Origin of the sequence: Embleya sp. NPDC056575, from assembly GCF_042793325.1 — a bacterium.
Lineage (GTDB): Bacteria > Actinomycetota > Actinomycetes > Streptomycetales > Streptomycetaceae > Embleya.
On the sequence record NZ_JBHTVA010000010.1, the window covers coordinates 57,314 to 82,329 of the forward strand.

Sequence of the window (25,016 nt, forward strand, 5' to 3'; positions counted from 1 at the left end):
AGCGATAGCTCTTGCAGCGTTCCTTACCAGCATGTATACCGCATCATCCACCGTTGCCGGTCATCGGTCGGGGACCGATGCGGTTGCATCAGGACCTGACGGCGCAGGCACCCGGGGCGCGGGCGGAAAGCTCACTGTCGGGGCCGTCGGCGAGGTCGACACGCTTAATCCCATGACATACATCCTGTCCAACTCGTACGCCCTCATACCGTACCTGTTCGAGGCGCTGACCTCGCCCTCTCACGATTCCCTCGCCGAACAGGGACCGGGGCTCGCCGAATCATGGGATATCGCGGCCGACGGCCTTACCGTCACGTACCACATGCGGCCCGGCCTCACATGGAGCGACGGAACACCGCTCACCGCAGCCGACGCGGCATATACGCTCGGCCGGGTGCTGGAGGGTGGGCCGGGGAGCAGTACATGGGGAAATTATCTCGACAACGTGGAAACCGTGAAGGCCCCGGATGACAACACCGTCGAGCTGAGCCTCGGCGCGCCGAGCGCGACGCTGCCGAAAATGCCGATCCCCATACTCCCGAAGCACATCTTGGAGCATTATCCCGACGACAAGCTCGACCGGTATCCTCTCGGCCCGAAAAGCTTGGTGACGTCCGGGCCCTACCGACTCCTGGAGGGAGGGGCGGGCAGCTCGCTGTACCGCTTCGAAGCGTGGCCCGGCAACTGGCGCGGGCTCAGTCCGGTCACGTACGTCGACTGGCGATTCTTCAAGGCACAGGACACGATCATGCAGGCGATTCGAAAGGGGGAGATCGACTATACATCGAGCGTGAACGCATTGCAGGTTCGAAAGCTCAAGAGTCGGCAGCACATGTTCGCCAATCAGTTCCCACTCCTCGGCAACTTCGTCGAAGTGGGTTTCAATTCGGGCTCTGCCGACCCCAAGACGGGCAAATCACTCGGTGATCCGAACCCCGCGGTTCTCGATCCGAGATTCCGTTTCGCGTTGTCCACCGCCTTCGATCCGGCGGAGCTTTCACGCAAGGCGTTCAAAGGAGGTCTGTCGCCGCTGCGGACGATCGTCCCCGACGGATTCCCGGACTTCCAGTGGAAGCCGCCGGCGGACGGCACGGCGTACGACCCACAACTCGCCGCCAAGAGGCTCGACGAGGCCGGGTACAAGCTGAATGCCGACGGAAGGCGTACCCTTCCGACCGGCCGCTCGGTACCGCGGCTCCGGATCGCGGTCGACGCGTCGGATCAGTCGTCCCTTCTCGCCACTCGACTCGTCCGCGAATGGATGGAGAATCTCGGATTCGACATCACGATCGACGCGATGACGGCCGACAAGCTGACCGACGAAATCCTGAGCGGGAATTATGACATGTTCTGGTGGGGCTGGGGATTCAGTGACGACCCCGATGCGATGCTCGTCTACCTGACCTGCGACCAACGCTCGCTTCAGAGTGACAGCTGGTACTGCTCCAAGGAATACGACGAACTGTACACCGAACAGAAAAACGAACTGGACCACGGCAAACGCGTCGAGATCGTCAAGAAGATGCAGCAGATTCTGTATCACGACGCTCCCTACATCGTGATGGGACAGCCGATGGCCCAGCAGGCATATCGCAGCGATCGGTGGACGGGATGGACATCCGCGTTTCAGCCCGGTGGTGACGTCATGGCCGACGTCACCAGTCTCTACGACCTGAGGCCGACCGACGGTGCCGCGCAGGACGTGAGTGCGGACCGAACGGCGCGCACGGCCACAGTCGTCTACCGCAGCCTCGCAACGCTGATTCTGGTCCTGCTACTCGGGCGATTCGCCGTAGCGCGATGGCGCCGAGCGACAGCGGAGGAGCGCGAATGACGTCGCAATCGATCTCTACCACCACCCACGTCGACGGGCTGGTCGGACCGGGCTTTCGTCATCGACGTTCACGGCTCGCCGGCCGGTTCAGCCGCCGGTTCGTGCTGACGCAGTTCGCCGGTTCGGCTTGCGCGCTGATGTTCGTCATCGTCGTGAACTTCTTCCTGTTCCGGGTGATCAACCCCCATCCCGAACGGACCCTCGGACGAGGAAAGGCTCGTACCGCAGAGGACCTGGAAGAGATCCGGCACCGACTGGGGCTCGACGAATCGATGTGGATGCAGTTCGGAAAATACCTGAAGCAGGTCTTCACGGGAGACTTCGGCGTTTCCTTCCAGTACTCCAAACCGGTCCCCGAGCTCATCGGGGAGCGCATATGGCCGACCCTCCTCCTCGTCCTGCCGGCGACGGTTCTGTCGATCCGGCTGGGCAGCCGACTGGGCAGCCGTCAGGCGTGGAGGCACGGCGGGCGGTTCGACCGCTCGACATCGGCCTTCGCGACCGTCATGTACTCCATGCCGGAATGGTGGCTCGGTCTGTTGCTGTTCATGGTGTTCGCCGCCAACCCCGTCTTCGGCGTCTTCCCCATCGGCGGGCTCCACTCGCCCGGAGTCGCACCGATGAGCGTCGAGGGCGTCGCGGACACCATCTGGCACCTCGTCCTGCCGACGACGACACTGACGGTCACGTATCTCGCCGAGTACTCGATGATCATGCGGTCGTCGATGCTCGACGTCATGGGTGAGGACTACCTGCTCACCGGGCGTGCCAAGGGGCTCTCCGACCGGCAGGTTCTGCACCGACACGCGCTTCCCAACGCCCGGTTGCCCCTGACCACGCTCGTCGCACTCAACCTGGCGTTCACCGTGGGTGGTGCGATCACCATCGAGACCGTCTTCTCCATCCCGGGGCTCGGACTGCTCACGAGCGAAGCCATGAGGATTCCCGATCTACCGCTTCTGCAGGCGCTGTTCCTCGTCTTCTCCGCCGCGGTCGTGGTCGCCAACCTGGTGGCGAACTTCATCTACGCACTCCAAGATCCGAGGGTGAAAGCATGACCACAGCACCCGCTCTCCCTCGACGGGCCGGCGCGACAGCGCTCCGTTGGAAGCTCCGTCGCGAAGCCTGGGGCCGTACGTGGGCGAAGTTCCGCGCGAATCGGGCGGGCATGGTCGGCCTCGTCGTGCTCCTGCTCTTCGCGGTCGTCGCGGTCTTCGCGCCGCTGCTGGCCGACTCCCACGCGTTGCGCGTGAGCGCCGCGTCGGGTCCGATCCTGGCGCCGCCGAGCCGGGAGTATCCGCTCGGAACCGATGACAACGGACGTTCGGTGCTCACCCTTCTCATATTCGGGGCCCGCGTTCCGCTCCTGGTCGGCCTGATGGCCACGGTCATCTCGATGGTGATCGGCACGATCGTCGGCATGGCCTCGGGGATGTCCGACGGGTGGGCGGGCACCATCCTCTTCCGGTTCACCGAATGGTTCATCGTCATTCCGTTCCTGCCCCTCGCCCTCGTCCTGGCGACCCTGCTGGGCGGCTCCCTGCTCTCGATCATCGTGGTGATCGGCATCACCGGCTGGCCCGCGACGGCGCTGGTGATCCGGGCGCAGACCTTCTCGGTGCGCGAACGGCCGTTCATGGAACGAGCACGGGTACTCGGCGCGGGGCCCTGGCACCTCATGTCGAAACATGTGTTCCCCAACGTGCTGCCGCTCGTGTTCGCGAACACGACACTCACGGTCGCCGGTTCGGTCCTTGCCGAGACCACACTGTCCTTCCTCGGCTTCGGCGACCCGACGGCGGTTTCCTGGGGCACGATGCTCAACGCGGCGTTCGGCACCGGCGCCGTGTCGCTGGGGGCATGGTGGGCGCTGCTCCCGCCCGGTATCTGCGTCATCGTGGTGGTGCTCGCGTTCACGATGGCCGGCCAAGCGCTCGAGGACATCGTCAATCCGCGCCTCGAGGAGGGCCGATGACCCCACTACTGAGGATCGAGGATCTCCGGGTCACCTACCGATCCAGTCGAGGAGACATCGCCGCCGTGCGCGGCGTCTCCCTCTCCCTCGACCAGGGCCGCTCGCTCGGCATCGCCGGCGAATCGGGTTCGGGAAAGTCCACGGTCGCGAGCGCCGTGCTGCGGCTCCACCCCCGCAGGGCGGGCGTGGAGGGGCGGGTCGAAGTGTGCGGCAAGGACGTCAACTCCCTCACCTGGGGGGCGCTGCGCCGCATGCGCTGGTCGGACGCCGCGATCGTCTTTCAGGGAGCGATGAACTCGCTCAACCCCGTGCGGACGGTGGGCGAGCAGATCGCCGAACCCGTTCTCGTCCACCGACCCGAGACGACGCGGCGCGCATCCGATCTCCGCGTGGCCGAACTGCTCGACATGGTGGGCCTCGCGGCGGAGCACGCGTACAGCTACCCCCATCAGCTTTCGGGCGGACAGAAGCAGCGCATCATGATCGCCATGGCGCTCGCCTGCGACCCCAAGCTGCTGATCGCCGATGAAGCGACCACCGCGCTCGACGTGAAGGTGCAGGCCCAGATCCTGCGCCTGCTTCGAAACCTGGCTGTCGAGCTCGAACTCGGCTTGATGATGATCAGCCACGACCTCGCGGTCCTGTCGAGCGTGTGCGACGAAGTGGTCGTCATGCACGGCGGCCGGATCATAGAGCGGGCTCCCGGCCCGAGGGTGTTCCAGCAGGCGAAGCATCCCTATACGCGGGCGCTCGCAGGCGCGTTCCCCACGATCGGCGACCCGGCGTCAAGGTATCGGCCCCAGGGCCTCGCGGACGATCCGGGCATCGTCGTCGACGACGTGGCCGAGCGTGGATTCGCCGCGCGGTGCGCGTCTGTCGACGGCGAATGCCTCGTCCACAAGCCGGAGTTCGCCAGGTACGCGCGAGGACTGGAAACCGGCTGCCTGCGCGCCGAGGATCTGGGCATCGCCCCTACGGAATCGACGGTGGCCCGATGAACCGCATCGTGCTGAGCGCGACCGATCTCCATGTCACGTTCCCCTCGCTCCACGGTCGCAGCGAGGTCCATGCCGTCGACGGCGTGAACCTCGAGATCCGGCACGGCGAGATCCTGGCGCTGGTCGGTGCGTCGGGCTCCGGAAAAACGACGCTGAGCAGAGCGCTTCTCGGCCTCGAACGTCCCACAAGCGGAGAGGTGACCGCTCTCGGCGAGCGGCTTCCCACCGGTGGCGCCGCGCTTCGCCGCTACCGCCGCCGGGTCCAACTCGTCATGCAGGACCCTGCGGGTGCGCTCAATCCGAAGCACTCCGTCTACGAGTCGGTGGCCGAGGGCATCCGGCTGCACCGGCTCGTCGCCGAGCACAACGCTCGCGGCGATGACGTCACCGAGGTCGATCTCGTCGCACGGGCGCTCTCGAACGCGGGCCTGCGCCCGCCGGAGCAGTTCTTCCCGCGCTACCCCCACGAGCTCTCCGGCGGTCAGCGTCAACGTGTCCTCATCGCCGGTGCGCTCGCCGTCGAACCCGAGACCATCATCGCCGACGAGCCCGTCGCAAGCCTCGACGCGTCGCTCCGCGGCGAGATCCTCGGCCTCTTCCTCCGGCTGCGCGAACAGATGCGCCTCAGCGTCATGGTCGTCACGCACGACCTCGGCCTGGCCTGGAACATCGCCGACCGTGTCGCGGTGATGCGGTCCGGACGGCTGGTCGAGGTCGGCACGACCGAGGAAGTGCTGCTGAATCCGCAACACGCCTACACGCGTGAGCTGCTGGCCGCGCTGCCGAGCGAGCAGCACGGGGCGGCCATGAAGGAAAGTGAAGGATGAAACCGACCATCACCTACGACGAACGTCCTCGGGCCGGTGCGGGCGACGAGGCACCGTACGCCGACGCGTTGCTTCGTCACGCCGCCCGCCGGCCGGTGTCGTTCATGGTGCCCGGTCATGGCGCCACCGGCGACGGTTTCGCCGCGGGGCAGGCGGAGTTCGCCGGGGAACGGGCGCTGGCCGTCGATGTCACACAGCTGCTCGACGGCATCGACCTCGGAAGAGACTCCCCGCGCGAGCGTGCCCATCGGATGGCCGCCAGGGCATGGGGTGCCCGGCGGACCTGGTTCCTCACGAACGGGTCCTCGCAGGGCAACCGGCTCGCGGCGCTCGCGGTGAGTCAGCTGGGTGACGGAATCGTCATTCAGCGCAGCGCGCACTCGAGCGTCGTGGACGGTGTCATCCTCGCCGGGTTGCGTCCGGCCTACGCCCTGCCCGGCGTGGACATACGCAACGGCATCGCCCACGGTGTCACGCCGGCGTCCGTCGCGAAGGCGATCGCCGACCATCCCGGGCCGGTGACAGCGGTCTACATCGTGAGCCCGAGCTATTTCGGGGCGGTCGCCGACGTGCCGACCATCGCCCGGTTGGTCCACGACGCGGGCGCCGCGCTCATCGTCGACTGCGCCTGGGGAGCCCACTTCGGGTTCCACCCGGACCTGCCCGCCTCCCCCGTGCGGCAGGGGGCCGACATCGTCGTCATGAGTACGCACAAGATGACGTCGTCCCTGCACCAGAGCGCGGTGCTGCACCTCGGCGACACCGATCTCGCCGACGCGCTGGAGCCCGCTCTCGAACGGGCGTATCGCATGACGGCCTCCACGAGTGAGAGTTCACTGCTGATCGGATCGATCGATGTCGCCCGTCGCGACCTTCAACGGGGCGGGCCGCAGGTCGATGACGCGCTGCGTGTCCTGGCAGCGGCACGTGACCGCGTTCGGGCGGAGCGGGGAATCTCGTTGATCGAGGACACCTTCTCCTCCCACCCGGACATCGTCGACCATGATCCCCTGCGCATGCCGATCGACGTCAGCGGGATCTGCGCGGACGCGCACGCCCTTCGGCTCACGTTGGCGCGCGACTTCGGCATGTGGGTGGAGATGGCGACGCGCACGACTCTCGTCCCGCTTGTGGGGATCGGCAAGCGAACCTCGTTCGACCGACTCATCGACGCCGTCCTCGAAACCCGAGGAGACGCGGCGCCGCATGAGATCGGCGACCCGGCGGACCTGCCGTCGCCCGGGCGGATACAGGTCTGTCCGCGCGACGCGTTCTACGCGCCGTCCGAGGTCGTCCCGCACACCGAGGCGGTGGGCCGGACGAGCGCCGACGCCCTTTCCGCGTATCCCCCGGGAATCCCCAACATTTTGCCCGGCGAGGAAATCACTCGGCCCGCCGTCGACTTCCTTCGTCAGGTCGCCCGTTCACCGGGCGGGTACGTTCGAGGCGCCGTGCTTCCCGACGTGAGCCGCTTTCGCGTGATCGGGAAGCCGTAGCGGCATCGGCCCTCGTAAACCGCACCGCGGCACCTCGTCGGTCACGCCCCGCGTCAGGAGGCGCGGACTCCTGAATGCGTGCGCAGCTGCAACCAGACGCCCAAGCACGAGTCGGCGTCCTCCAGGTCCACTCCCGTCAGTTCGGAGAAGCGGCGAAGCCGATACCGCAACGTGTTGGGGTGTACCTGGAGCACCTGCGCCGCCCGGGTCACCTCGAACCGCGCGTCGAACCACGCCGCCACGCTGCCGGCGATCTCCCGATTGCGGGCCGAGGCGGTGAAGATCCGGGCGATCTCCGCGTCACGCAGCCAGGGAGTTCTCGTCAGCTCGGCTGCCACGTGTCGCAGGATCACATCCACCCGGACGTCGCGCAGGGTCGCGGTGGACCGGTCCGAGCGGGCGACGAGCACCTCCAGCACGTCGTCCGCCTCGGCCCGCAGATCCGTGAGCGGCCGCGTCGCGTCGTGGTCGACGGCCACCGCCGCGAACAGCCGTCGCCGCTCTCGGCCTCCCGGGATGCCGGTGATCGACTCGGCCAGGGAGGACGCGGCGGAGTTCACGTGATCGTCGGCGAGGAGGACGTAGACAACCCCTCCGGACACCGTGATCGAGGCGCTGGGGCGCAGAGCGGTGATCTGGCGTGCGACATTTTGTGCCGCGCGGGCCGTCGCCGAGGATTCGGACCGGTCCGCCGATGAGCCCCCGAATCCGAACGCGAGCAGCGCGCGAGGCACATCGTCCCGCAAGCGGAGCCGCGTACGCGCACCATCCGCGTTCCCCGTTCCGTCGATGAGCGACCGCAGCGCGTCGCCGCGGAGTTCGTGATGGAACTCGAACGGGCTGCGCGCGCGCAGCATGTGCAATGCCGCCAGCTGAGCGCCCTGCCGCAGCGCGGCTTCGTCACGAGCGCTGATGCCGTGCTCGCCCTCGATCGCCCAAATCGTGCCGAGCGGAAGGTCGCCGGCCCTGACGGCCATCGCCGCACGCGCGAGTTCGTCACCGTCCCGCTCGAATCTGACCACGCCGTCCGACCGCAGGATGCGCCCGTACCGTTCCCGATCTCCCGGATCGTGCGGGGCACTTCGGTCGAGGATGCCTTCGCTGCGTACCGCGTCGATACGCTGGCCCGGAACGCTCGAGTAGGCGACGACGCGCTGCGAGAGATCCTCGATCGACACCGAGCCACCGATCGTCGCCGCGACCGCGTCCGCGATCACGTACAGCTCCTCGACACCGACAGCGGGTCCCCCATCGGACGGTGCCCAGTGCGATTCGATCACCGTGTCGAGCAGAGCGGCCAGCTCACGCCAGTTCAGCTCGCTGTCGAAGGACATCAGTGAAATCCCGGCCTCGGCCGCCGTGCGCAGGACCGTCGGTGTCGTCGACGCACCCGCTCGGAGGAACACCGCACCGAACCCACGCTCGGCCGCTTCCCTCACCGATGCCTCGATCTGCGGCACGTCGCCGCAGCCGGCCAGCAGGAGGATGCCACCCGACAGATCGGGCAGCCCCTCCCCCGGTCCCGCGATGAGGGTGCCGCGCACGAAAAGCGCGCTCGCGGCGGTCGACTCGACGAGAACGGTGACCTGCAGCGGGAGAATCCGCTGCAGGAGTTCCTCGAGGGTGCAGCCGGCTTCTGGCCGATCGGACAAGTTCATTCTCGGATCCTAGTCACTTCGGCCAGAGATTCGCCTCGGATCGAGTCCCTAGCCTGATCGTAAATTCAGAAGGCGGGAACTCATATGACGACGTCGACCCTCGACGCATCACACACAAATCCGAACGACGACGCGCGCGCATTGATCGAATTGTTCCCGGAAGGAACATATGTCGATGCCGAGGACGAGCTGGTCGTGGGAGGCGTTCGGCTGACGGACATCGCACAGCGGTTCGGCACCCCTGCCTACGTGCTCGACGAGACCGCGCTGATCCGCCAGGCGACATTGTTCCGCGAGGCGCTGGCCGCCAGATGGCCGAACTCACGCGTTGTCTTCGCATCGAAAGCGTTCCCGGCGACAGCCGTCTATCGCACGCTCGCGGAAGCGGGGCTCGGAGCGGACGTCGCGGGCGGTGGCGAGCTTGTTCTCGCGCTCGGTGCGGGGGTTGCACCCGACAGCATCGTGATGCACGGCAACGCGAAGTCGGTGGAGGAACTCCAGGCCGCGGTCGACGCGGGAGTGGGGCTCATCGTCATCGACAACTTCGATGACATCGCGAAGCTGGAGGAGATCGTCACCGGCCGCCAGGACGTGCTGATCCGGGTGCTCCCCGATGTCGCCGCCGAGACGCATGAGGCGCTGGCGACGGGAAAGCACGGGTCGAAGTTCGGTCTGCGGCGGGCGGACGCCGAAGCGGCGATCACTCGCCTCCGTTCCAGTGAGCGCCTCAACCTTCGCGGCCTGCACATGCACATCGGAAGCCAGATATGCGAAGTCGAGCCCTATGTCGCGGCCGTGCGAGCACTCGCCTCCTACGGCGAGTTCGACATCTACGATCTGGGCGGCGGTCTGGGTGTCCGCTACACATATGACGACGCTCCGCCGAGCGTCGAAGCATGGCTCGACGGCCTCATCGGCGCCGCCAGGCGGTATCTGCCGCCCCACGCGCAGTTGCTGATCGAGCCGGGCCGCAGCGTCGTGGCGCGAAGCGGGCTGACGCTGTACCGGGTCGTCTCGGTGAAGGAGGGACGGCCGACGTTCGTCGCGGTCGACGGGGGTATGGGTGACAACCTCGAAGTATCCCTGTACGGACAGAGGTTCGAGGCGACCGTCGTGAACCGCGTCGGCGGCGGAGAGGCCGTGAACCTCGTCGGCAAACACTGCGAATCCGGTGACCGGATCAGCACGGGCGTGGCGCTGCGCGAACCCCGGGTCGGCGATGTCGTGGCCGTGCCCGTGACGGGGGCGTACTGCCACACCATGTCGAACAACTACAACGGTGCCCGTCGGCCCCCGGTGATCTTCGTCGGCGGGGGGCGGTCGCGTGCGGTGGTCCGCCGCGAGACCTACGAGGATCTGAGGCGCCGCGACCTCCTGGACCCCGAGGAAGGCGTGTGACATGTCCGAGGTGACGAACGACCTCATCATCCGCGGCGGTACCGTCGTCGACGGGACCGGAGCGCCGCGCAAGACCGCCGACATCGCCGTTTCGCGCGGTCGCATCGTTCACGTCGGGGACATCGAGCCGGACGGGCGGTTCGAGCTCGACGCGACCGGGCTCGTGGTCGCTCCGGGATTCATCAACATCCTGAGCCACGCGTACGAGTCGCTGCAGCAGGACGCCCGCGGCTTGTCGGACCTGTATCAGGGCGTCACCACGGAAGTCTTCGGAGAGGGATACTCGCTCGGCCCGGTCATCGACCGTGCCGTCGAAATCGTCGATCCCACGCCCCGGGAAGACGGAGTCCGCACCGCCTTTCCGCGGTTGAACGACTTCCTCGAGAGCCTGGAGGCCAACGGCGTCGGACCGAACGTCGCGAGTTTCGTCGGCGCCCACAATCTCCGTGCGATCCGAGCCGGCGCGGACAAACGGCAACTCACCGACGACGAACTCCGGTCGGTCTGCGCCATCCTCGACGAGGAACTCGCCGCCGGCGCACTCGGCGTCGGCTCGTCACTCCTGTACGCCCCCGGCGTCTACGCCTCCACCGAGGAACTGGCGGCGTACGCGGGAGTGGCGAGCGCGCACGACGCTCTCTACATCTCACACATCAGGGACGAGGCCGCGCACCTGGAGGAGTCCGTCCGCGAGGTGATCGACATCGCCCGGATGTCCGCCGCCCGGGCACACGTGTGGCACCTCAAGGCCTCCGGCCGTGACAACTGGCACCGGATGGCCGAAGCGATCCGCCTGATCGCGGACGCGCGCGAGGAAGGGATCGAGATCAGCGCCGATCTCTATCCCTACGAGGCGGGCGGTACGAGCCTGGCCGCGTCCATTCCACCGTGGTACTTCGACGGCGGAGAGAAAGCCCTGTTGAGACGCGTCACCGACCCGGTCGTCCGGGCGCGGATCATCGCGGACATCCGGGTGTCGAGCGGCACGTGGGAGAACATCCACCTCGACGCGGGCGGCGCCGAGGGTGTCCTGCTCCAAGGCGGACGCGGCTCGAACGCCGAGGCCGCCGGAAAGACGTTGGCGCAGTTCAGTGCCCTCCGCGGCTACGGCGATCCCCTCGAAGCGCTCCTGGATCTGGTGGCCGAGGACCCGCACACGGAGGCCCTCTACTTCTGCATGTCGGAGGAGAACATCCGCCTCGGTCTGGAACAGTCGTGGGTGAGTGTGTGCTCCGACGCCGAAGCGGCCTCGACGGAGCCGCCGTTCTCGGACTCCCCGACACATCCGCGAGCCTACGGCTCCTTCGCGCGCGTCCTGGGTCCATACGTGCGCGACGGCCTGCTGACGCTGGAGGAGGCCGTGCGTCGCATGACGAGCCTGCCCGCGGACACGCTGAGACTCGTCGGACGAGGGAGGGTCGGGGCCGGCGAGTGGGCCGACCTCGCGATCTTCGATCCGGACGCGGTCCGGGATCACGCGACGTACTCCGAACCCCACCGCTACGCCTCAGGAATGCGCCACGTGCTCGTCAACGGCCGCTTCGCCCTGCGTGACGGGAACCCCACGGGCACACTCGCGGGCCGGGCACTGCGGCGCGGCGTGCGCTGACGCGCTCAGGACGCCCCCGCGGCATTGATCATCACTTCACGGAAGAGGAACACCATGGCGATCACCAGGATCACCCTTGCTCCCGACTTCACCAAGGCCGTTCGCGGGGTGCTGGAGGACACCTCCTGGGCGGCCGGCCTCTCCCTGGCGGTCACGGACCGGCACGGGGTTCTCGCACAGACGTCCGTCGGATTCGCCGACCTCGCCGCCGGCAGCCCCGTGCGTGACGACACGCTCTTCGAGATCGGTTCGATCTCCAAGGGTTTCACGGCGGCACTGATCCTTCGGGCACGTGACAGCGGGCTGCTCGACCTGGACGCACCGGTGACCCGCTACCTGCCCTGGTTCACGGTGAAGTCGAGGTTCGCGCCGATCACCGTCCGGCATCTGCTGAACCACACGGCGGGCATCGTGGGCGGCGCGGAGTACACGGGCGAGTCCGCGTTCGAGGTCTGGGCGCTCCGCGACACGGAAGCGACGACCCCACCCGGCACCTGGCACTACTACTCCAACACGGGGTACAAGGCGCTCGGCCTCGTTCTGCAGGCGGTCCACGGCCGGCCCTACGAGCAGGTACTCGCCGAGGACCTGCTCGCTCCGCTCGGCATGACCGGATCGCACGCGGCGATCACGCACGACACACGCCGCCGTCTCGCCGTCGGCTACGGTCCCTTCTACGACGACCGGGCGCCTCGTCGCGCCGACGGACTGGCACCGGCGCACTGGCTCGAGACGGCCACCGCCGACGGCAGCATCGCCTCCACGCCCTCGGAGATGACCGCGTGGATACGCCTCCTGCTGGGCGACGGCAGCGGTCCGGGCGACGCCCGCCTTCTGCGGACCGAAAGCCTGCACGAGATGACCGCCGACTGCGTCGAGGCCGAGGAACCGCCCTACACGTACGGACTCGGCATGTACGTGTACCAGCGTGCGGGCCGCGAGTACGTCGCGCACACCGGAGGAATGGTCGGCTACAACGCCGCTCTCGTCTGCGACCGCGAACGGGGCCTCGGCGCCGTCGTCCTGGCGAATGGCAGCGGAGCGTGGTCGGACGTGGCCCACTTCGCGATCGACTGGGTCGACGCCGCGCTGTCCGGTCGACCGTCGCCCGCGCTCGTCCTGCCCGAGTCCGCGATCGAGGAAGCGCCGCGGGAGCCGAGCGTCATCGAGGAACCGCCCGCGGAATGGCGGCCCGTCGTCGGCCATTACCGCGGCTACAACCCGTGGCTTTCCAACATCCGGGTGCAGTGCAGCAAAGGCCGTCTCTGGGTCTGGCAGGGCGACTTCGCGAGCGACCTCGGGGAGCCGCTGGTTCCGCTGCCCGACGGCGGCTTCCGCATCGGTGAGGACGAGCGTTCCCCGGAGCGGCTGGTTTTCGACGTCGTCCTCGACGGCAAGGCGACCCGGGCGACGCTGTCGGGTTACCCGCTGTACCGGACGTTCACCCCGTGACGTCGGTTCCGCAACGAAGCACCGGGACGACGTCGGAACCAGAGAAAGGCGCACCTCGGATGATTCCGGTCATCGACGGGCACAACGACCTCGCGTGGGCGCGTCGCGAACGCCACGGATACGCCACGGCAGGACTCGACGAGCACGTGCCGGGACTGCACACCGATCTCCCGCGGCTGACGGCAGGCGGCGTCGGCGGACAGTTCTGGTCGGTATGGGTCGATCCGGAACTCGTGGGCGCGGACCAGGTGACGGCGACGCTCGAGCAGATCGACTTCGTCCACCGTCTCGTCGACTCCCACCCCGCTCGGCTACGGTTCGCCCGCACGGCGGCGGATGTACGCGCCGCCTTCGACGAGGGACGAATCGCCTCCCTGATCGGGGTCGAAGGCGGGGCGCAACTGGGTGGCTCGCTCGCCGTGTTGCGTCAGTACGCCCGGCTCGGGGCGCGCTATCTCACCCTCACCTGGTCACGGACCACGCACTGGGCGGACTCGGCGACGGACGAAGCACGGCACGGAGGCCTCACCGACTTCGGCCGGGATGTGGTCAGGGAGATGAACCGGATCGGCGTCCTGGTCGATCTCGCCCACGTCTCCCCGGCGACGATGCGTGACGCGCTGGCCGTGAGCACGCGGCCCATGATCGTGAGCCACTCGGGCGCCCGCCGGATCTGCGACCACCCCCGTAATGTCCCCGACGATGTTCTGGCCGCCGTCGGCGCCGCCGAGGGCGTCGTCATGGTCGCCTTCGTCCCGTCGTTCCTCACCGCCGAATGCCACGCGTGGGAGCGTGCCGGTGAGCAGGGGGAGATGCCCCCGGTGGGTGTCGCCGATGTGGCCGATCACATCGAGCACGTGCGCGAGGTCGCGGGCGTGCACGCGGTGGGCATCGGTGCCGACTACGACGGAACCGACCGGATGCCGGCCGGCCTCGAAGACGTCTCGCGCTACCAGGAGCTCGTGCACGAGCTTCGTCGCCGCGGCTGGAGCGAACCCGACCTCGAGCGCCTCTGCCACGGCAACATCCTGCGCGTGCTGGAGGCGTCCGACGCGGATCACCTCTCCTTCATCCGAGGCACCTCCGACGGCAGCGGGACGTGGACCGCGTGAACGACATACACGGCGCATCGGTGCGGCCGGCCGTCTCCGAGACGGATGCGGAGACCATCGCCCGGGAGTGCTACGGCATCGAGGCGGTGGCGCGCGAGCTGGGCAGCAACCAGGACCGCAATTTCCTCCTGTGGGAACCCGACGGAACGCGCAGCGTGCTGCGGATCGACAACCCGGCCTTCGGGGACGACGCCCGCGATGCCCAGCACGCCGCGCTGGACGCCTATCGCGCCGCGGGCATCCCCGTTCCGTTCGTCCTGGCCGGTTCGAACGGGGAGCCGACACAGCGCAGCGGCGGGTATGCCGTTCGGCGCAGCGAGTTCGCGGCCGGCGAACCGATGCTCGACGCAGGCTACTTCGCCCCCGTGGTGCTGCGGGAGTTCGGCGCTCTCGCGGCCTCGTCCGTGAACGCGCTCGCAACCCTCGCGCATCCGGGACTCGACCGCGAGCACATGTGGGTCATGGCGGTCGCGCATCGGGAAATCGAAAGGTGTGCGCCCTCGATCCGCGATCACGCGCTCCGCCATCGCGTGACCGCCGCCGCCGACGAGGCCCGATCCGTCCTCGACGAAGTCGCGGGCGACCTGCCGGTTCAGGCGATCCACGGTGATCTCACCGACGACAACGTCATGGGGATACGCGGAGAGGACGGCCGTCTGCACCCCCGCGTCGTGCTCGATCTCGGTGACCTCGCCCATGGCTGGCGCGTCGCGGAACTCGCGATCACGGCGTCGTCGCTGCTGCATCACGAACCGGAGCGTCCGCTGCGCGTGTTCGACGCGGTCGAGGCGTTCCATTCCCGTGCGCCGCTGTCGCACGCCGAGGCGCGAGCCCTGTGGCCGCTCATCGTCCTGCGCGGCGCCATCCTCGTCGCGGGCGGATGGCGGCAACTGGAGATCGACGGCGACAACGCGTACGCACGCGACCGAGTCCGCGTCGAGCAGGCGATCTTCGACGCGGCGACGTCCCTGCCGCTTGCCGAGGCCGTCGAGCACATGACCGTGCGTCTTCGCTCCGCCGATCCCGTCGCGGTGCCGGGTGGCCTCGGCGCGGATGCCCCGGAGCCGCGCGCGAAACGCACCCGGCCCTTGCCCGTCCGTTCTCTGCTGCCCGAGATCACCGGCGACGTTGTCGTGGTGGACGCCGGTGTGGAGAGCCCGTGGCTGAATGCCGGACGGTGGCTCGACGCCGACGCGGAGGACGGCCTCGTGGCGCGAGCCTTCGCGGCCGGCGCCGCGGTCGCGGTGCTTCCCTTCGGCGTCTACCGCCTCACGCGCACGACGATCGACTCCCCCGACGCCGCGGCGACTTGGCCCATCGGCACGGAACTGCACGTTGCCCCGGGGCCCCGGCTCGCAGTGACGACTCCCGTCGAAGCCACCGTGTTCACCGCGGGCGAGCACGGCGTCAGGCTCCGCCTCGGCGACGGATGGTATCTCGACATCGACGGTTTTTCCGTCGATGTCGAAGCGAACGGTGTCCTCGCACCGGGAACGCGCCTGGGCGTGCTCCCCTCCGCGTCGAAATCCCGCTGCCTCTGCGTCACCCTCGTTCGCGCCGACGCGGTCGAAGGCGCGTCGCCGCCCGTCGACGCGGTCAAGCAACCGGACACCGGGCGTTCGGGACTGGTCACGCCGGAGCGGGTCCCGGCATGGTCGGCTCTCGCCCGCGACCCGGCCGGTCTGCTCGGCCTGCCTTCGCGGGCCGAGCGGGACGAGTCGGCCGACGAACAGCGACGCCGCGAGCACGTTCTCGCCGGCGCCCAGGAGCGCTATTACGAGCGTCCGATGCAGATCGAACGCGGTTGGCGTCACCACCTCGTCGACACCACGGGCCGCGCCTACGTCGATCTCGTCAACAACGTGGCCGGCCTCGGGCACGGGCACCCGGGTGTCGCCGACGCCGTCGACCGGCAGATTCGCGTCCTCAACACGAACTCGCGTTTTCTCTACCGCGAGTTGGCCGAATACAGCGAGCGACTTCTCGCGCTGCTTCCTCCGGATTCGCCGCTCGACACCGTCGTGCTCGTGAACTCCGGATCCGAGGCCGTCGATCTCGCCATGCGGCTGGTGCAAGCGGCGACCGGCCGCAAGACCGTCGTCGCGCTTCGGGAGGCGTATCACGGATGGACGATGGCCGCTGACGCGGTCACCACCAGCGCGTACGACAACCCGTACGCTCTCGATACACGTCCCGAGTGGATTCACGTCGCGGACGTTCCCAACCGCTTCCGCGGTACATACCGGGGCGCGGCGGAGGACCGGTCGGTCGGCGCTCGCTACGCCGCGGACCTCGGAGCCGATCTCGACCGGCTCGCCCGCCGTGGCCGCCCGGCGGCCGGATTCATCTGCGAGTCGCTGCTCGGCAACGCCGGCGGAGTCCTGCTGCCGGAGGGATACCTCGCCGATGTGTACGCGCGGGTCCGCGAGGCGGGCGGCTTGTGCATCGCCGATGAGGTCCAGGTCGGCTTCGGGCGCACGGGGTCGGGCTTCTGGGGCTTCGAGCGGTCGGCGGTCGTGCCGGATCTCATCGCCATCGCGAAGCCGATGGGCAACGGTTTCCCCATCGGAGGAGTCATCACCTCGCGGGCCGTGGCCGACGCCCTCGCCTCCCAGGGGCAGTTCTTCTCCTCGACAGGCGGGAATCCGCTCTCCTGCCGCGTCGGGCTCGCGGTGCTCGACGCCATGGAGGCCGAGGGAACTCAACGCAACGCGCGGGAGATCGGCGATCGCCTCGCGGCCGGTTTCCGGGCGCTCGCGGAACGGCACGGGATCATCGGGCCGATCCACGGCGAAGGCCTCTATCTCGGCGTGGAACTGGTCCGCGACCGGGACACCCTCGAACCGGCGGCACAGGAAGCCGCGGCGATCTGCGAACGCCTGAGGGAACTCGGCGTGATCGTCCTCACCACGTCGGAACGATCGAACGTGCTGAAGGTCAAACCACCCCTGTGCATCACGGCCGAGAGCGCCGACTACGCGGTCGCCGCTCTCGATCGTGTCCTCACCGAGGGATGGTGACCACCCGTGCGAGTCGCGACATCCTCACGCGGATCGCTCGTCACGCGACCACTTCGGAGAACACGATGACATGGCGCATGCCGCCCGAGACCGCGCCCCATGCGCGCACATGGATGGCCTTCCCCCGTGAGGGCCGCAACCTGGGGGAAGGCGACACGTTCAAGCAGACGGGGTACGACTCCTGGACCGCCGTCGCGCACACGATCGCCGACTTCGAACCGGTGACCATGGTCGTCGATCCGAGCGAGCGGGCCCGCGCGAGGCGCATGCTGGGCGGACACATCGAACTCGTCGAGGCTCCTCTCGACGAGTTCTGGATGCGGGACTTCGGCCCGACGTTCGTCGTCGACGACGAACGGCCGGGCGTCCTCGGCGCTGTCCAGTGGACCTTCAACGGCTGGGGCGACCCGGAGTGGTCCGAGTGGCGCCTGTCCGCCGACATCGCCCGCCGGGTGAGCGATCTGGTCGGCGCCGAAGCCGTGCGGTCCCTGCTGGTGAACGAGGGCGGCGGCATCCACGTCGACGGCGAGGGCACGGTGCTGGCGACGAAGACGGTCCAGCTCGATCCCCGACGCAACCCGTTCGCGCGCCAAGACCACGTCGAGGCGGAGCTCACGCGCACGCTCGGCGCGACCAAGGTCGTATGGCTGCCCCGGGGACTGACGCGCGACTACGAGCTGTTCGGGACGAAGGGCCACGTCGACATGGTCGCGACGATCCCCTCCCCCGGGGTGCTGCTGCTGCACACGCAGACCGCTCCCGATCACCCCGACTTCGCCGTGACCCGCGACCTGCGCGCTCGGCTCTCGGATGAGACGGACGCCGCCGGACGCCGATTCCGGATCGTCGAACTCCCGGCGCCCGCGGCCATCCGCGACAAGGACGGCTTCGTGGACTACTCCTACGTCAACCACCTCGTGGTCAACGGGGGAATCATCTCGTGCGGATTCGGAGACGACCGAGCCGACCGCGCCGCTCGTGACATCCTCGAATCGGCCTATCCCGGACGGCGTGCCGTCACCGTCGACGCTCGGGCGATCTTCGCCCGCGGCGGGGGTATCCACTGCATCACCCAGCAGCAGCCCGCTCTCACCCCGAAGGAGGTCGCCCGATGACATTCGAGGTCTACGAGGCATCCATCGCACAGCTGCGCCACGCCCTCGAATCCGGTGCCGCGCGGTCCGTGGACCTCGTGAACGCGTACCTCGCGCGCATCGCGGCGTACGACCGGCCGGAGAGCGCGACGGCTCTCAACGCCGTGGTCGTCGTCAATCCCGAAGCCCTCGACGAGGCCCGTGCGTCCGACGAGCGCCGGGCGCGACGTGAGGTCCGGGGGCCACTGGACGGAATTCCCTACACGGCGAAGGACAGCTTCCTCGTCCGCGGCCTGACCGCGGCGTGCGGCAGCCCGGCCTTCGCCGACCTCGTCGCGCAACGTGACGCGTACACGATCGAACGGCTGCGAGCCGGCGGAGCAATCTGTCTCGGCCTGACGAATATGCCGCCGATGGCCAACGGCGGCATGCAGCGAGGTGTCTACGGCCGCGCGGAAAGCCCCTACAGCGCCGACTGGTTGACGAGCGCGTTCGGCTCGGGGTCGTCCAACGGGTCGGGAACCGCCACGGCCGCCTCGTTCGCGGCATTCGGCCTGGCCGAGGAGACGTGGTCGTCGGGCCGGGCTCCCGCTTCGAACAACGCGTTGTGCGCGTACACGCCGTCCCGCGGTGTGATCTCGGTACGCGGCAACTGGCCGCTCGTACCCACGATGGACGTCGTGGTCCCGCACACGCGCACCATGGCCGACATGCTCGAAGTGCTGGACGTGGTGGTCGGCGACGACGAGGACCGTCGCGGCGACTTCTGGCGGGCCCAGCCCTGGATATCGCTTCCCGCCGCCTCCGATGTGCGCCCGAAGGCCTATCCGTCTCTCGCGCCCACGGACGCGGTGGCCGCGAACCGCACGCTTTCCGGGATCCGCCTCGGCATCCCGGCGATGTACGTCAATGCCGACCCCGTGGCCGGCACGAACCCCGAGGGAGGAATCGGAGGTCCCACGGGGCAGCGCGTCCATACCCGCGCGTCGGTCATCGAGCTGTGGAATGCGGCTCGCCGCGATCTCGAAGCGGCCGGAGCGGAGGTGGTCGAGGTCGATTTCCCGGTCGTCTCGAACTACGAAGGCGACCGGCCCGGCGCTCCCACGGTCAAGACCCGCGGACTCGTCGATCCCGCGTTCCTCGTCCGGGAGATCGTCGATCTCTCGGCGTGGGCATGGGAAGACTTCCTCCGAGCCAATGGCGATCCCGCGCTGTCGACCCTCGCGGGCGTCGACGGCGCGACGATCTTTCCCCACCCGGTCGGCGCCCTGCCGGACCGCTACACCGGCTTCGATGACGACATCGCCGAATATCCCCGGCGGGTGCGCGAGAACGCGTACGCCGCGTTGACGGACATTCCCGAACTGGAGGCGGGCCTGCGGGGGTTGGAGGAAACCAGGCGCGTCGACCTCGAGGAGTGGATGGACGAGCACGAACTCGACGGGGTCGTGTTTCCGGCTGTCGCGGATGTCGGCCCCGCGGACATGGACGTCAACCCGGCATCGGCCGATCAGGGCTGGCGGAACGGGGTATGGGTGGCCAACGGCAACCTCGTCCCGCGCCACCTCGGCATCCCCACGATCACCGTACCCATGGGGACGATGCGTGACATCGGAATGCCGGTCGGGCTCACCTTCGCCGGACGAGCCTACGACGACACCATGCTCCTCACGATCGCCGCCGCGTTCGAGGCGACGGGGGAAAGGCGCACATCGCCGCCGCGCACGCCCCCGCTCGACCGAGGCTGAGCCGGCAGGTCGCCCAGACGCCGAGCGGCCCGACTCGGGGCGACGAAGGCGGTGGCCTCGGACACGTGCCGGCGAGTCCCCGAGCGGGGTCACCCGCGTTTGGTCGCCGCCTTCGCCTCGACCAGGGCAACCTGCAACAATCCGTAGGCTTTCGACACGGCGGCCGCGTTGCCGGCCAGCCAGCGTCGTGCGAGGCGATCGACGGCGGCGGCGCGCCGTTCGCGCAGTCGCGTCGTGGCCTGGCACTGCGCGTCCGCGAGCGCGAGTTTCTTCTCTTCGGCCCCGGCGCCCTGGCGCCGACCGTCGGGATAGTACGTCCTGGCCAGGTCGACGGCGGCGGCCGGCGTCGCCGTGTGGTATCCCTCGGTGGCCATGCACTGTGCGAAGGCCGCGTAGGCGACGCGCACGTCGGGGTCTTCGTCGGCCGCGACGGCCCGACGCTGCACCAGTTCGGGAAGGTAGTACACGGTCAGGTAGTTCTCCACCGACCCGTAGAGTCGCCGCCGGGCGCCGCCCACACAACCCGAAGAAGGGGCGGCCACTTCGAAATTCCCCGGCAGTACGACCCGAACGTTGTCGCCGCCTTCGCCGCGGAGCAGGTGATGGAATCGCTCCTTGGCATCGGCGGGCAAGGAATCGGCGTGGGTCTCGACCGGACCCTTCTCCGGAATCCGGGCGTCGGTCATCCACCTGTCGGGATAGCCGTGTTCCCGTACGGTTTCGGCGCGCAGCGGCGCCGCGCCCCGGAGCAGCCCGATCATGGGCCGGTCGTCACGCGGGAGGGGCACCTGCGGGTAGGTCATCCCCGCCTGGTTCACACACCGCGCGATCAACCGGTTCTCGGCGTCGTCGAGCACCGCGGGGCGGTCCACGAGTTGCCGGAGGCGGTCCGGGACGTCCGCCTCCGGCTCCCGTCCGCAGGCGACGGATCCGATGGCCAGCACCAGCCACACGGCCAAGCCCGGCACGGTGAATCTCGACATCGCCCGTCTTCCCGCTTCCCGCCGAGAACAGGGGTGCCCGGAATACGACTTCTCCTTCGCTGCGACGACTACCTCACGCTGAAGTAGTCGATCTTCGTGGAATTGTTGTTCATTTCCGTATAGGGGGCCCACTTGTTGACGTCGTCGTCGGGAACGCCGCAGCAGTGGTAGTTCACCCCCACCCATTCATTGGCGGTGTTGTTGGAGCCCGACCTCGTCTTCCCATCGGCCACGTCCACCTCCGATCCGCGACCGGCCCGGGACTTCAGGATCTGAACCCTGTAGTTGGGTTCGCTGTAGGCGCAGAAGTAGCCCGCCGGACATGTCAGAGCCGAGGGAGCCTTGCGCTCCTCGGTCCGAACCGTCGAAGCCTGCGCGCCGGTTCCGACACCGGTCAATGCGATGGTCATGGTCAGGCAGGCCCCGGTGGCCGCGAAGCGGATGCCCATATCGGTCTCCTGTCGAGGACGGCCGAGTGCTGTCCGCATCCGGCGCTGAATCCGAAACCCCCGCGGCATCGATTCCCTTGCGGTGACACCTCCCCGAGGCCGCCGACCCGAAAATCGCATCGCCGCCGCGTCGTCGTCCGGTCGTGCGGCTTCGTCGACGTCGAGCGGATCACAGGGAGGGCGTCCGATGTCGCGGTGGTGCGCCGAAACGGCGACCACCGGCCACTATGAAGGCAACCGGACACGGCACGGCAGAGCGCGTGGACGCACTCGGGGGGCAGGCGGCGCCGACCGGGTGAACGCTCGGCCGAACGAGCCCGGGACATCCGGGGCCACTTCGGGCGTCCGCCACTCGCGGAGGCTTCCGCGACCGGGTGCACGTTCCGTATACGACACTCCATACGGGACGCGATACCAATAGGGCAAAGCAGCCATTGTCCTGCAAACATCGCCTTTCGAACGCCACGCGAACCGGTTCACCGCGACTCTCCCAAACGAGAATGGTCCAGACCATTGCCCAGGGGGATCCGGTCCTTCTACCTTGAGGGCGTACGTCCCCGGCACATCACGCTCGGACACCGTGCGACGTCCCCGTCACCGCTCCCGTCGGTGCCCGAGCGGTTCGATCGTCTCCGCATGTCTTCATCCACGAGGAGAGTTCCATGCGCAAGAGGACCATCGTGTCGACCGTGTCGACGCTGGCGGCGTCCGCCGTCGCCGCCCCGCTGATGCTGGCGAGTCCCGCCGCGTCCCACGGCTTCGTCACCGGCCCGGCCAGCCGCTCCGCGCTGTGCGGAAACGGCACGGTCAGGAACTGCGGCCAGATCCAGTGGGAGCCCATGAGCGTCGAGGGCCCCAAGGGTTACCCGTCGCGTGGCCCGGCCGACGGCAAGCTGTGCGCCGGCGCCGACGCCCGCTGGTCTCCGCTGGACGACCCGCGCGGTGGCAACTGGCCCACCACGGCGGTGACTTCGGGCGCGTCGACGACCTTCAACTGGAAGATCACGGCCCGCCACTCGACCAGCACGTTCCGGTACTACGTCACCAAACCGAGTTGGGACCCCACCACGCCGATCACCCGCGCCCAGCTGGAGAGCACGCCGTTCCTGACCGTGCCCTACCAGGGTGCGCAGCCGGCCGCGCTCACCTCGCACACCGGCACGCTGCCGGCCGGGCGCACCGGCCGCGCGGTGGTCTTCGCCGTCTGGGACGTGGCCGACACCAACAACGCGTTCTACTCGTGCTCGGACGTCACGTTCTGACGTCGGCATGAGCACGGGTCCGGCGGCGCGCCCCAGGGACCCGCCGCCGGACCCGTGCGGGTGCCGATGGGCCGCGGGCGTCGGTGGTGTCGATGACGCGGCCGAGGAAGTCGTAGGTGTACGTCCGGGTGTTGCCGCCCGCGTCGGTGACCGACTTCAGCTCCTCGCGCGGGTTGCAACGGCGTTGGTCTATTGGATCCGCAGGCTTTTGGTGATCATGGCGATCTCGTCCCGTCGTGCGGGCGAGCTCGCGCTGTCCGTGAAGAGAACGGCGTCGCCGCCGGTGTCGATGAAGGTGACGCGGGTGCGCAGTGGCGGCCGATCGGTGCCCGGGAGGACGCACTCGCCCTCGGAGTACCAGGCGTCGTGGCCGTCGACCCGGGTGGCCTCGGTGTCCGCGAGGAATCTGCCCTGGTACTCGTCCGGGCAGACGATGATGTTGGTGAGGGTCTTGGCCGTGTTCCGGGTGCCGCCGAACGCCGGGAATAGTTCCCTGCCGATCGTGCCCACATGGACGTACGCCGCGTCGGCGGGCCTGCCCGTGCCGTCCGATGGTTGCCACTGCCTGCCCACTCTCGCGCCGGAGGTCAGCACGCCCGCGGGGTTCTCGGTCATGACCGTCCATCCGGGGGGCAGTACGTAACTCAACCGCGCCTTCGTGTCGTTCACCCTCACGCCCGGTGTATCGCCGCCGGTCGACGCGTCGCCGGGCGGCCGCGCCCCCTCGCCCGTACCGGTCGGCGCCGGCGACACCTCGCCCGCGCCGCCCGGCGCCGCGGCATCCCGCGCTCCCGCGTCCGCGCGCCCACATCCGGTGACGAGCGTCAGCGCCGCCGTGGTCACGACGACCGCGGCGCATATGTTCCGACGTCCGGTTCCCGCCCGCAGCATGTCTCTCCCGAGGTCGCGTCGACGTCGTGCTCTCGTCGACTTCGCGTCGAATCTAGGAGCGCCGCACGGCGCGCGGCAGAGTACGCGTACTCAAGTGCACCCGAGTAGGCCCCGCATCCGCGCCCTCGGCCCACGACGCGTACAGACCCCTCGAAGGTCCCTGCCATCCCTGTCCGTTGCGACGAGGACGTCATCGGCGAGGATGACGCGACGGCCGGCGCCCCGGCGGGCGTGACGGTCGGTCGTGTCGTGTTCGTACGACCGTCACGCCCTTCGTCGGCCCGTCGGTCTCGAACGGTGAGGATCTCGTCCGCGAGGCGCCGGGGCCCGCGTTCGCGGACGAGGACACGGTCGCCCCGGAGGCGGGGATGGGATGTCCGCCGGTCTTCCCGTCCCCGCCCACGCACTCGTGCCCGCGTTGACGGGGTGGACGCGGTCAATAGCGCAGGAGCCGCCCCGATGGAGTCCGCAGATCAATCGGCGGCACGGTGCGCGGGCGTGTGGGCTTCTTGACGACCCTGATGCGTGGCACGATACCCACCTCCTGGGGGTTTGCGACCCGCCGATGCGAGTCGCGAAGGAACACTCCATGTCGTTCCCCGAGTCGTCGACACTTACCAGACCAACATGGGACCGGTCCCAGGCAACAGGGCCGGATGACCCGGTGACCGCGGACCCCGTCCCGTCCCGAGCACGTCCCGAGTCGCCTCGTGCGTCGTTCGTGTGCAAACGGCCCGCGGCCGAGTCGTTCGCGATCGACACAGCACGGACGACCGAGGAGGCCCTGCATATCGCCGGGCTGCGCATCCTGGACGAAGCCGAAGCCCTGGCATCCGCGCGGCGCCCTCGTGTCCCGGTCGATCGTGTCCTCGCGGACGGATCACCGATCGCGGCGCTGCGTGACAGTCGGCCGCGACCGTCGTCGTGGGCGTGGATGGCTCGCAGGCCTCGGTATCGGCGGTGGCGTTCGCCTACGAGGAGGCCACACTGCGTGGCGCCTCGCTGTCGGCCGTGCACGTACGGCGCTTCGATCGACTGCCGGTCACCGCCACCGACGTCCGGGCCGAGCAGATCAGAGCAGGGCGGATCCGCCTGGCGGGGACGCTCGCGGGATGGGGTGAACGGTTTCCGGACGTGCCGACGAAGCACGAGGTGGTCTTCGGCAACCCGGTCGACGCCCTCACCGAGGCCTCCACCGAGGCACTCGCCA

19 protein-coding genes and 1 pseudogene are annotated in these 25,016 nt (G+C 68.7%); 15 read left to right on the forward strand and 5 right to left on the reverse strand.

Annotation, left to right across the window (positions count from 1 at the left end; translation table 11 throughout):
* Positions 1-172 precede the first annotated feature (172 nt).
* Genes ACFRCG_RS10065 through ACFRCG_RS10090 form a run of 6 tightly spaced genes read left to right on the forward strand, consistent with a single transcriptional unit; the run spans position 173 to position 7,130 of the window.
* Positions 173-1,834 carry an ABC transporter substrate-binding protein gene (locus tag ACFRCG_RS10065; protein ID WP_380030325.1) on the forward strand — a complete coding sequence of 554 codons (1,662 nt, stop codon included), beginning with the start codon at positions 173-175 and terminating at the stop codon, positions 1,832-1,834.
* Positions 1,801-2,892 carry an ABC transporter permease gene (locus tag ACFRCG_RS10070; RefSeq protein ID WP_380030326.1) on the forward strand — a complete coding sequence of 364 codons (1,092 nt, stop codon included), beginning with the start codon at positions 1,801-1,803 and terminating at the stop codon, positions 2,890-2,892. The genes ACFRCG_RS10065 and ACFRCG_RS10070 overlap by 34 nt, the downstream gene beginning before the upstream one ends.
* Complete coding sequence (locus ACFRCG_RS10075; protein ID WP_380030327.1) at positions 2,889-3,809, forward strand: ABC transporter permease; 921 nt, start codon at positions 2,889-2,891, stop codon at positions 3,807-3,809. Before ACFRCG_RS10070 ends, ACFRCG_RS10075 begins: the two co-directional genes overlap by 4 nt.
* Positions 3,806-4,807 carry an ABC transporter ATP-binding protein gene (locus tag ACFRCG_RS10080; protein ID WP_380030328.1) on the forward strand — a complete coding sequence of 334 codons (1,002 nt, stop codon included), beginning with the start codon at positions 3,806-3,808 and terminating at the stop codon, positions 4,805-4,807. Before ACFRCG_RS10075 ends, ACFRCG_RS10080 begins: the two co-directional genes overlap by 4 nt.
* Positions 4,804-5,634, forward strand: coding sequence for an ABC transporter ATP-binding protein (locus tag ACFRCG_RS10085; RefSeq protein ID WP_380030329.1), 831 nt, complete (start codon positions 4,804-4,806; stop codon positions 5,632-5,634). The genes ACFRCG_RS10080 and ACFRCG_RS10085 overlap by 4 nt, the downstream gene beginning before the upstream one ends.
* Complete coding sequence (locus tag ACFRCG_RS10090; protein WP_380030330.1) at positions 5,631-7,130, forward strand: aminotransferase class I/II-fold pyridoxal phosphate-dependent enzyme; 1,500 nt, start codon at positions 5,631-5,633, stop codon at positions 7,128-7,130. The genes ACFRCG_RS10085 and ACFRCG_RS10090 overlap by 4 nt, the downstream gene beginning before the upstream one ends.
* 53 nt (positions 7,131-7,183) lie before the next feature.
* Here the strand turns inward: ACFRCG_RS10090 and ACFRCG_RS10095 are convergent, their stop codons facing one another.
* On the reverse strand, positions 7,184-8,788 hold the full coding sequence (locus ACFRCG_RS10095) for a PucR family transcriptional regulator (RefSeq protein ID WP_380030331.1): 1,605 nt from the start codon (positions 8,786-8,788) through the stop codon (positions 7,184-7,186).
* An 84-nt stretch (positions 8,789-8,872) separates the two neighbouring features.
* Here ACFRCG_RS10095 and lysA point away from each other — a divergent pair, with 84 nt between their 5' ends.
* The 7 genes from lysA to ACFRCG_RS10130 all read left to right on the forward strand — a co-directional run bounded on the left by lysA (position 8,873) and on the right by ACFRCG_RS10130 (position 20,221).
* The gene (lysA, locus tag ACFRCG_RS10100) at positions 8,873-10,186 is read left to right on the forward strand and encodes a diaminopimelate decarboxylase (protein WP_380030332.1); all 1,314 of its coding nucleotides are present in this window, start codon (positions 8,873-8,875) and stop codon (positions 10,184-10,186) included.
* A gap of 1 nt (position 10,187) precedes the next feature.
* Positions 10,188-11,795 carry an amidohydrolase family protein gene (locus ACFRCG_RS10105; RefSeq protein WP_380030333.1) on the forward strand — a complete coding sequence of 536 codons (1,608 nt, stop codon included), beginning with the start codon at positions 10,188-10,190 and terminating at the stop codon, positions 11,793-11,795.
* Between the two features lie 54 nt (positions 11,796-11,849).
* A complete protein-coding gene (locus tag ACFRCG_RS10110; protein ID WP_380030334.1) occupies positions 11,850-13,247 on the forward strand; it encodes a serine hydrolase domain-containing protein in 1,398 nt (465 codons plus the stop codon).
* 59 nt (positions 13,248-13,306) lie between these two features.
* Positions 13,307-14,359 (forward strand): dipeptidase, encoded by a 1,053-nt coding sequence (locus ACFRCG_RS10115; RefSeq protein WP_380030335.1) that lies wholly within the window; start codon positions 13,307-13,309, stop codon positions 14,357-14,359.
* On the forward strand, positions 14,356-17,379 hold the full coding sequence (locus ACFRCG_RS10120) for an aminotransferase (RefSeq protein ID WP_380030336.1): 3,024 nt from the start codon (positions 14,356-14,358) through the stop codon (positions 17,377-17,379). Before ACFRCG_RS10115 ends, ACFRCG_RS10120 begins: the two co-directional genes overlap by 4 nt.
* 65 nt (positions 17,380-17,444) lie before the next feature.
* Complete coding sequence (locus tag ACFRCG_RS10125) at positions 17,445-18,494, forward strand: agmatine/peptidylarginine deiminase (RefSeq protein ID WP_380030337.1); 1,050 nt, start codon at positions 17,445-17,447, stop codon at positions 18,492-18,494.
* The gene (locus ACFRCG_RS10130; protein ID WP_380030338.1) at positions 18,491-20,221 is read left to right on the forward strand and encodes an amidase; all 1,731 of its coding nucleotides are present in this window, start codon (positions 18,491-18,493) and stop codon (positions 20,219-20,221) included. Before ACFRCG_RS10125 ends, ACFRCG_RS10130 begins: the two co-directional genes overlap by 4 nt.
* Positions 20,222-20,310: 89 nt before the next feature.
* Here ACFRCG_RS10130 and ACFRCG_RS10135 read toward each other — a convergent pair whose 3' ends face one another.
* Together ACFRCG_RS10135 and ACFRCG_RS10140 are read right to left on the reverse strand one after the other, a co-directional pair.
* Positions 20,311-21,204: a hypothetical protein gene (locus ACFRCG_RS10135; protein ID WP_380030340.1), complete on the reverse strand. Its 894-nt coding sequence runs from the start codon at positions 21,202-21,204 to the stop codon at positions 20,311-20,313.
* 68 nt (positions 21,205-21,272) lie between these two features.
* On the reverse strand, positions 21,273-21,653 hold the full coding sequence (locus tag ACFRCG_RS10140; protein ID WP_380030342.1) for a peptidase inhibitor family I36 protein: 381 nt from the start codon (positions 21,651-21,653) through the stop codon (positions 21,273-21,275).
* A 662-nt stretch (positions 21,654-22,315) separates the two neighbouring features.
* Here ACFRCG_RS10140 and ACFRCG_RS10145 point away from each other — a divergent pair.
* Complete coding sequence (locus ACFRCG_RS10145) at positions 22,316-22,915, forward strand: lytic polysaccharide monooxygenase (protein ID WP_380030343.1); 600 nt, start codon at positions 22,316-22,318, stop codon at positions 22,913-22,915.
* Here ACFRCG_RS10145 and ACFRCG_RS10150 read toward each other — a convergent pair.
* Both ACFRCG_RS10150 and ACFRCG_RS10155 read right to left on the reverse strand, forming a co-directional pair.
* The gene (locus tag ACFRCG_RS10150; protein ID WP_380030468.1) at positions 22,905-23,108 is read right to left on the reverse strand and encodes an RHS repeat domain-containing protein; all 204 of its coding nucleotides are present in this window, start codon (positions 23,106-23,108) and stop codon (positions 22,905-22,907) included. The two genes, ACFRCG_RS10145 and ACFRCG_RS10150, sit on opposite strands and share 11 nt — an antisense overlap.
* Positions 23,105-23,530: a hypothetical protein gene (locus tag ACFRCG_RS10155; RefSeq protein ID WP_380030476.1), complete on the reverse strand. Its 426-nt coding sequence runs from the start codon at positions 23,528-23,530 to the stop codon at positions 23,105-23,107. The genes ACFRCG_RS10150 and ACFRCG_RS10155 overlap by 4 nt, the downstream gene beginning before the upstream one ends.
* A gap of 1,236 nt (positions 23,531-24,766) precedes the next feature.
* On the opposite strand from ACFRCG_RS10155, the pseudogene ACFRCG_RS10160 reads away from it, so the two are divergent.
* Positions 24,767-24,946 (forward strand): annotated as a pseudogene (locus ACFRCG_RS10160) (universal stress protein); the annotation flags it as partial.
* Between the last annotated feature and the right edge of the window lie 70 nt (positions 24,947-25,016).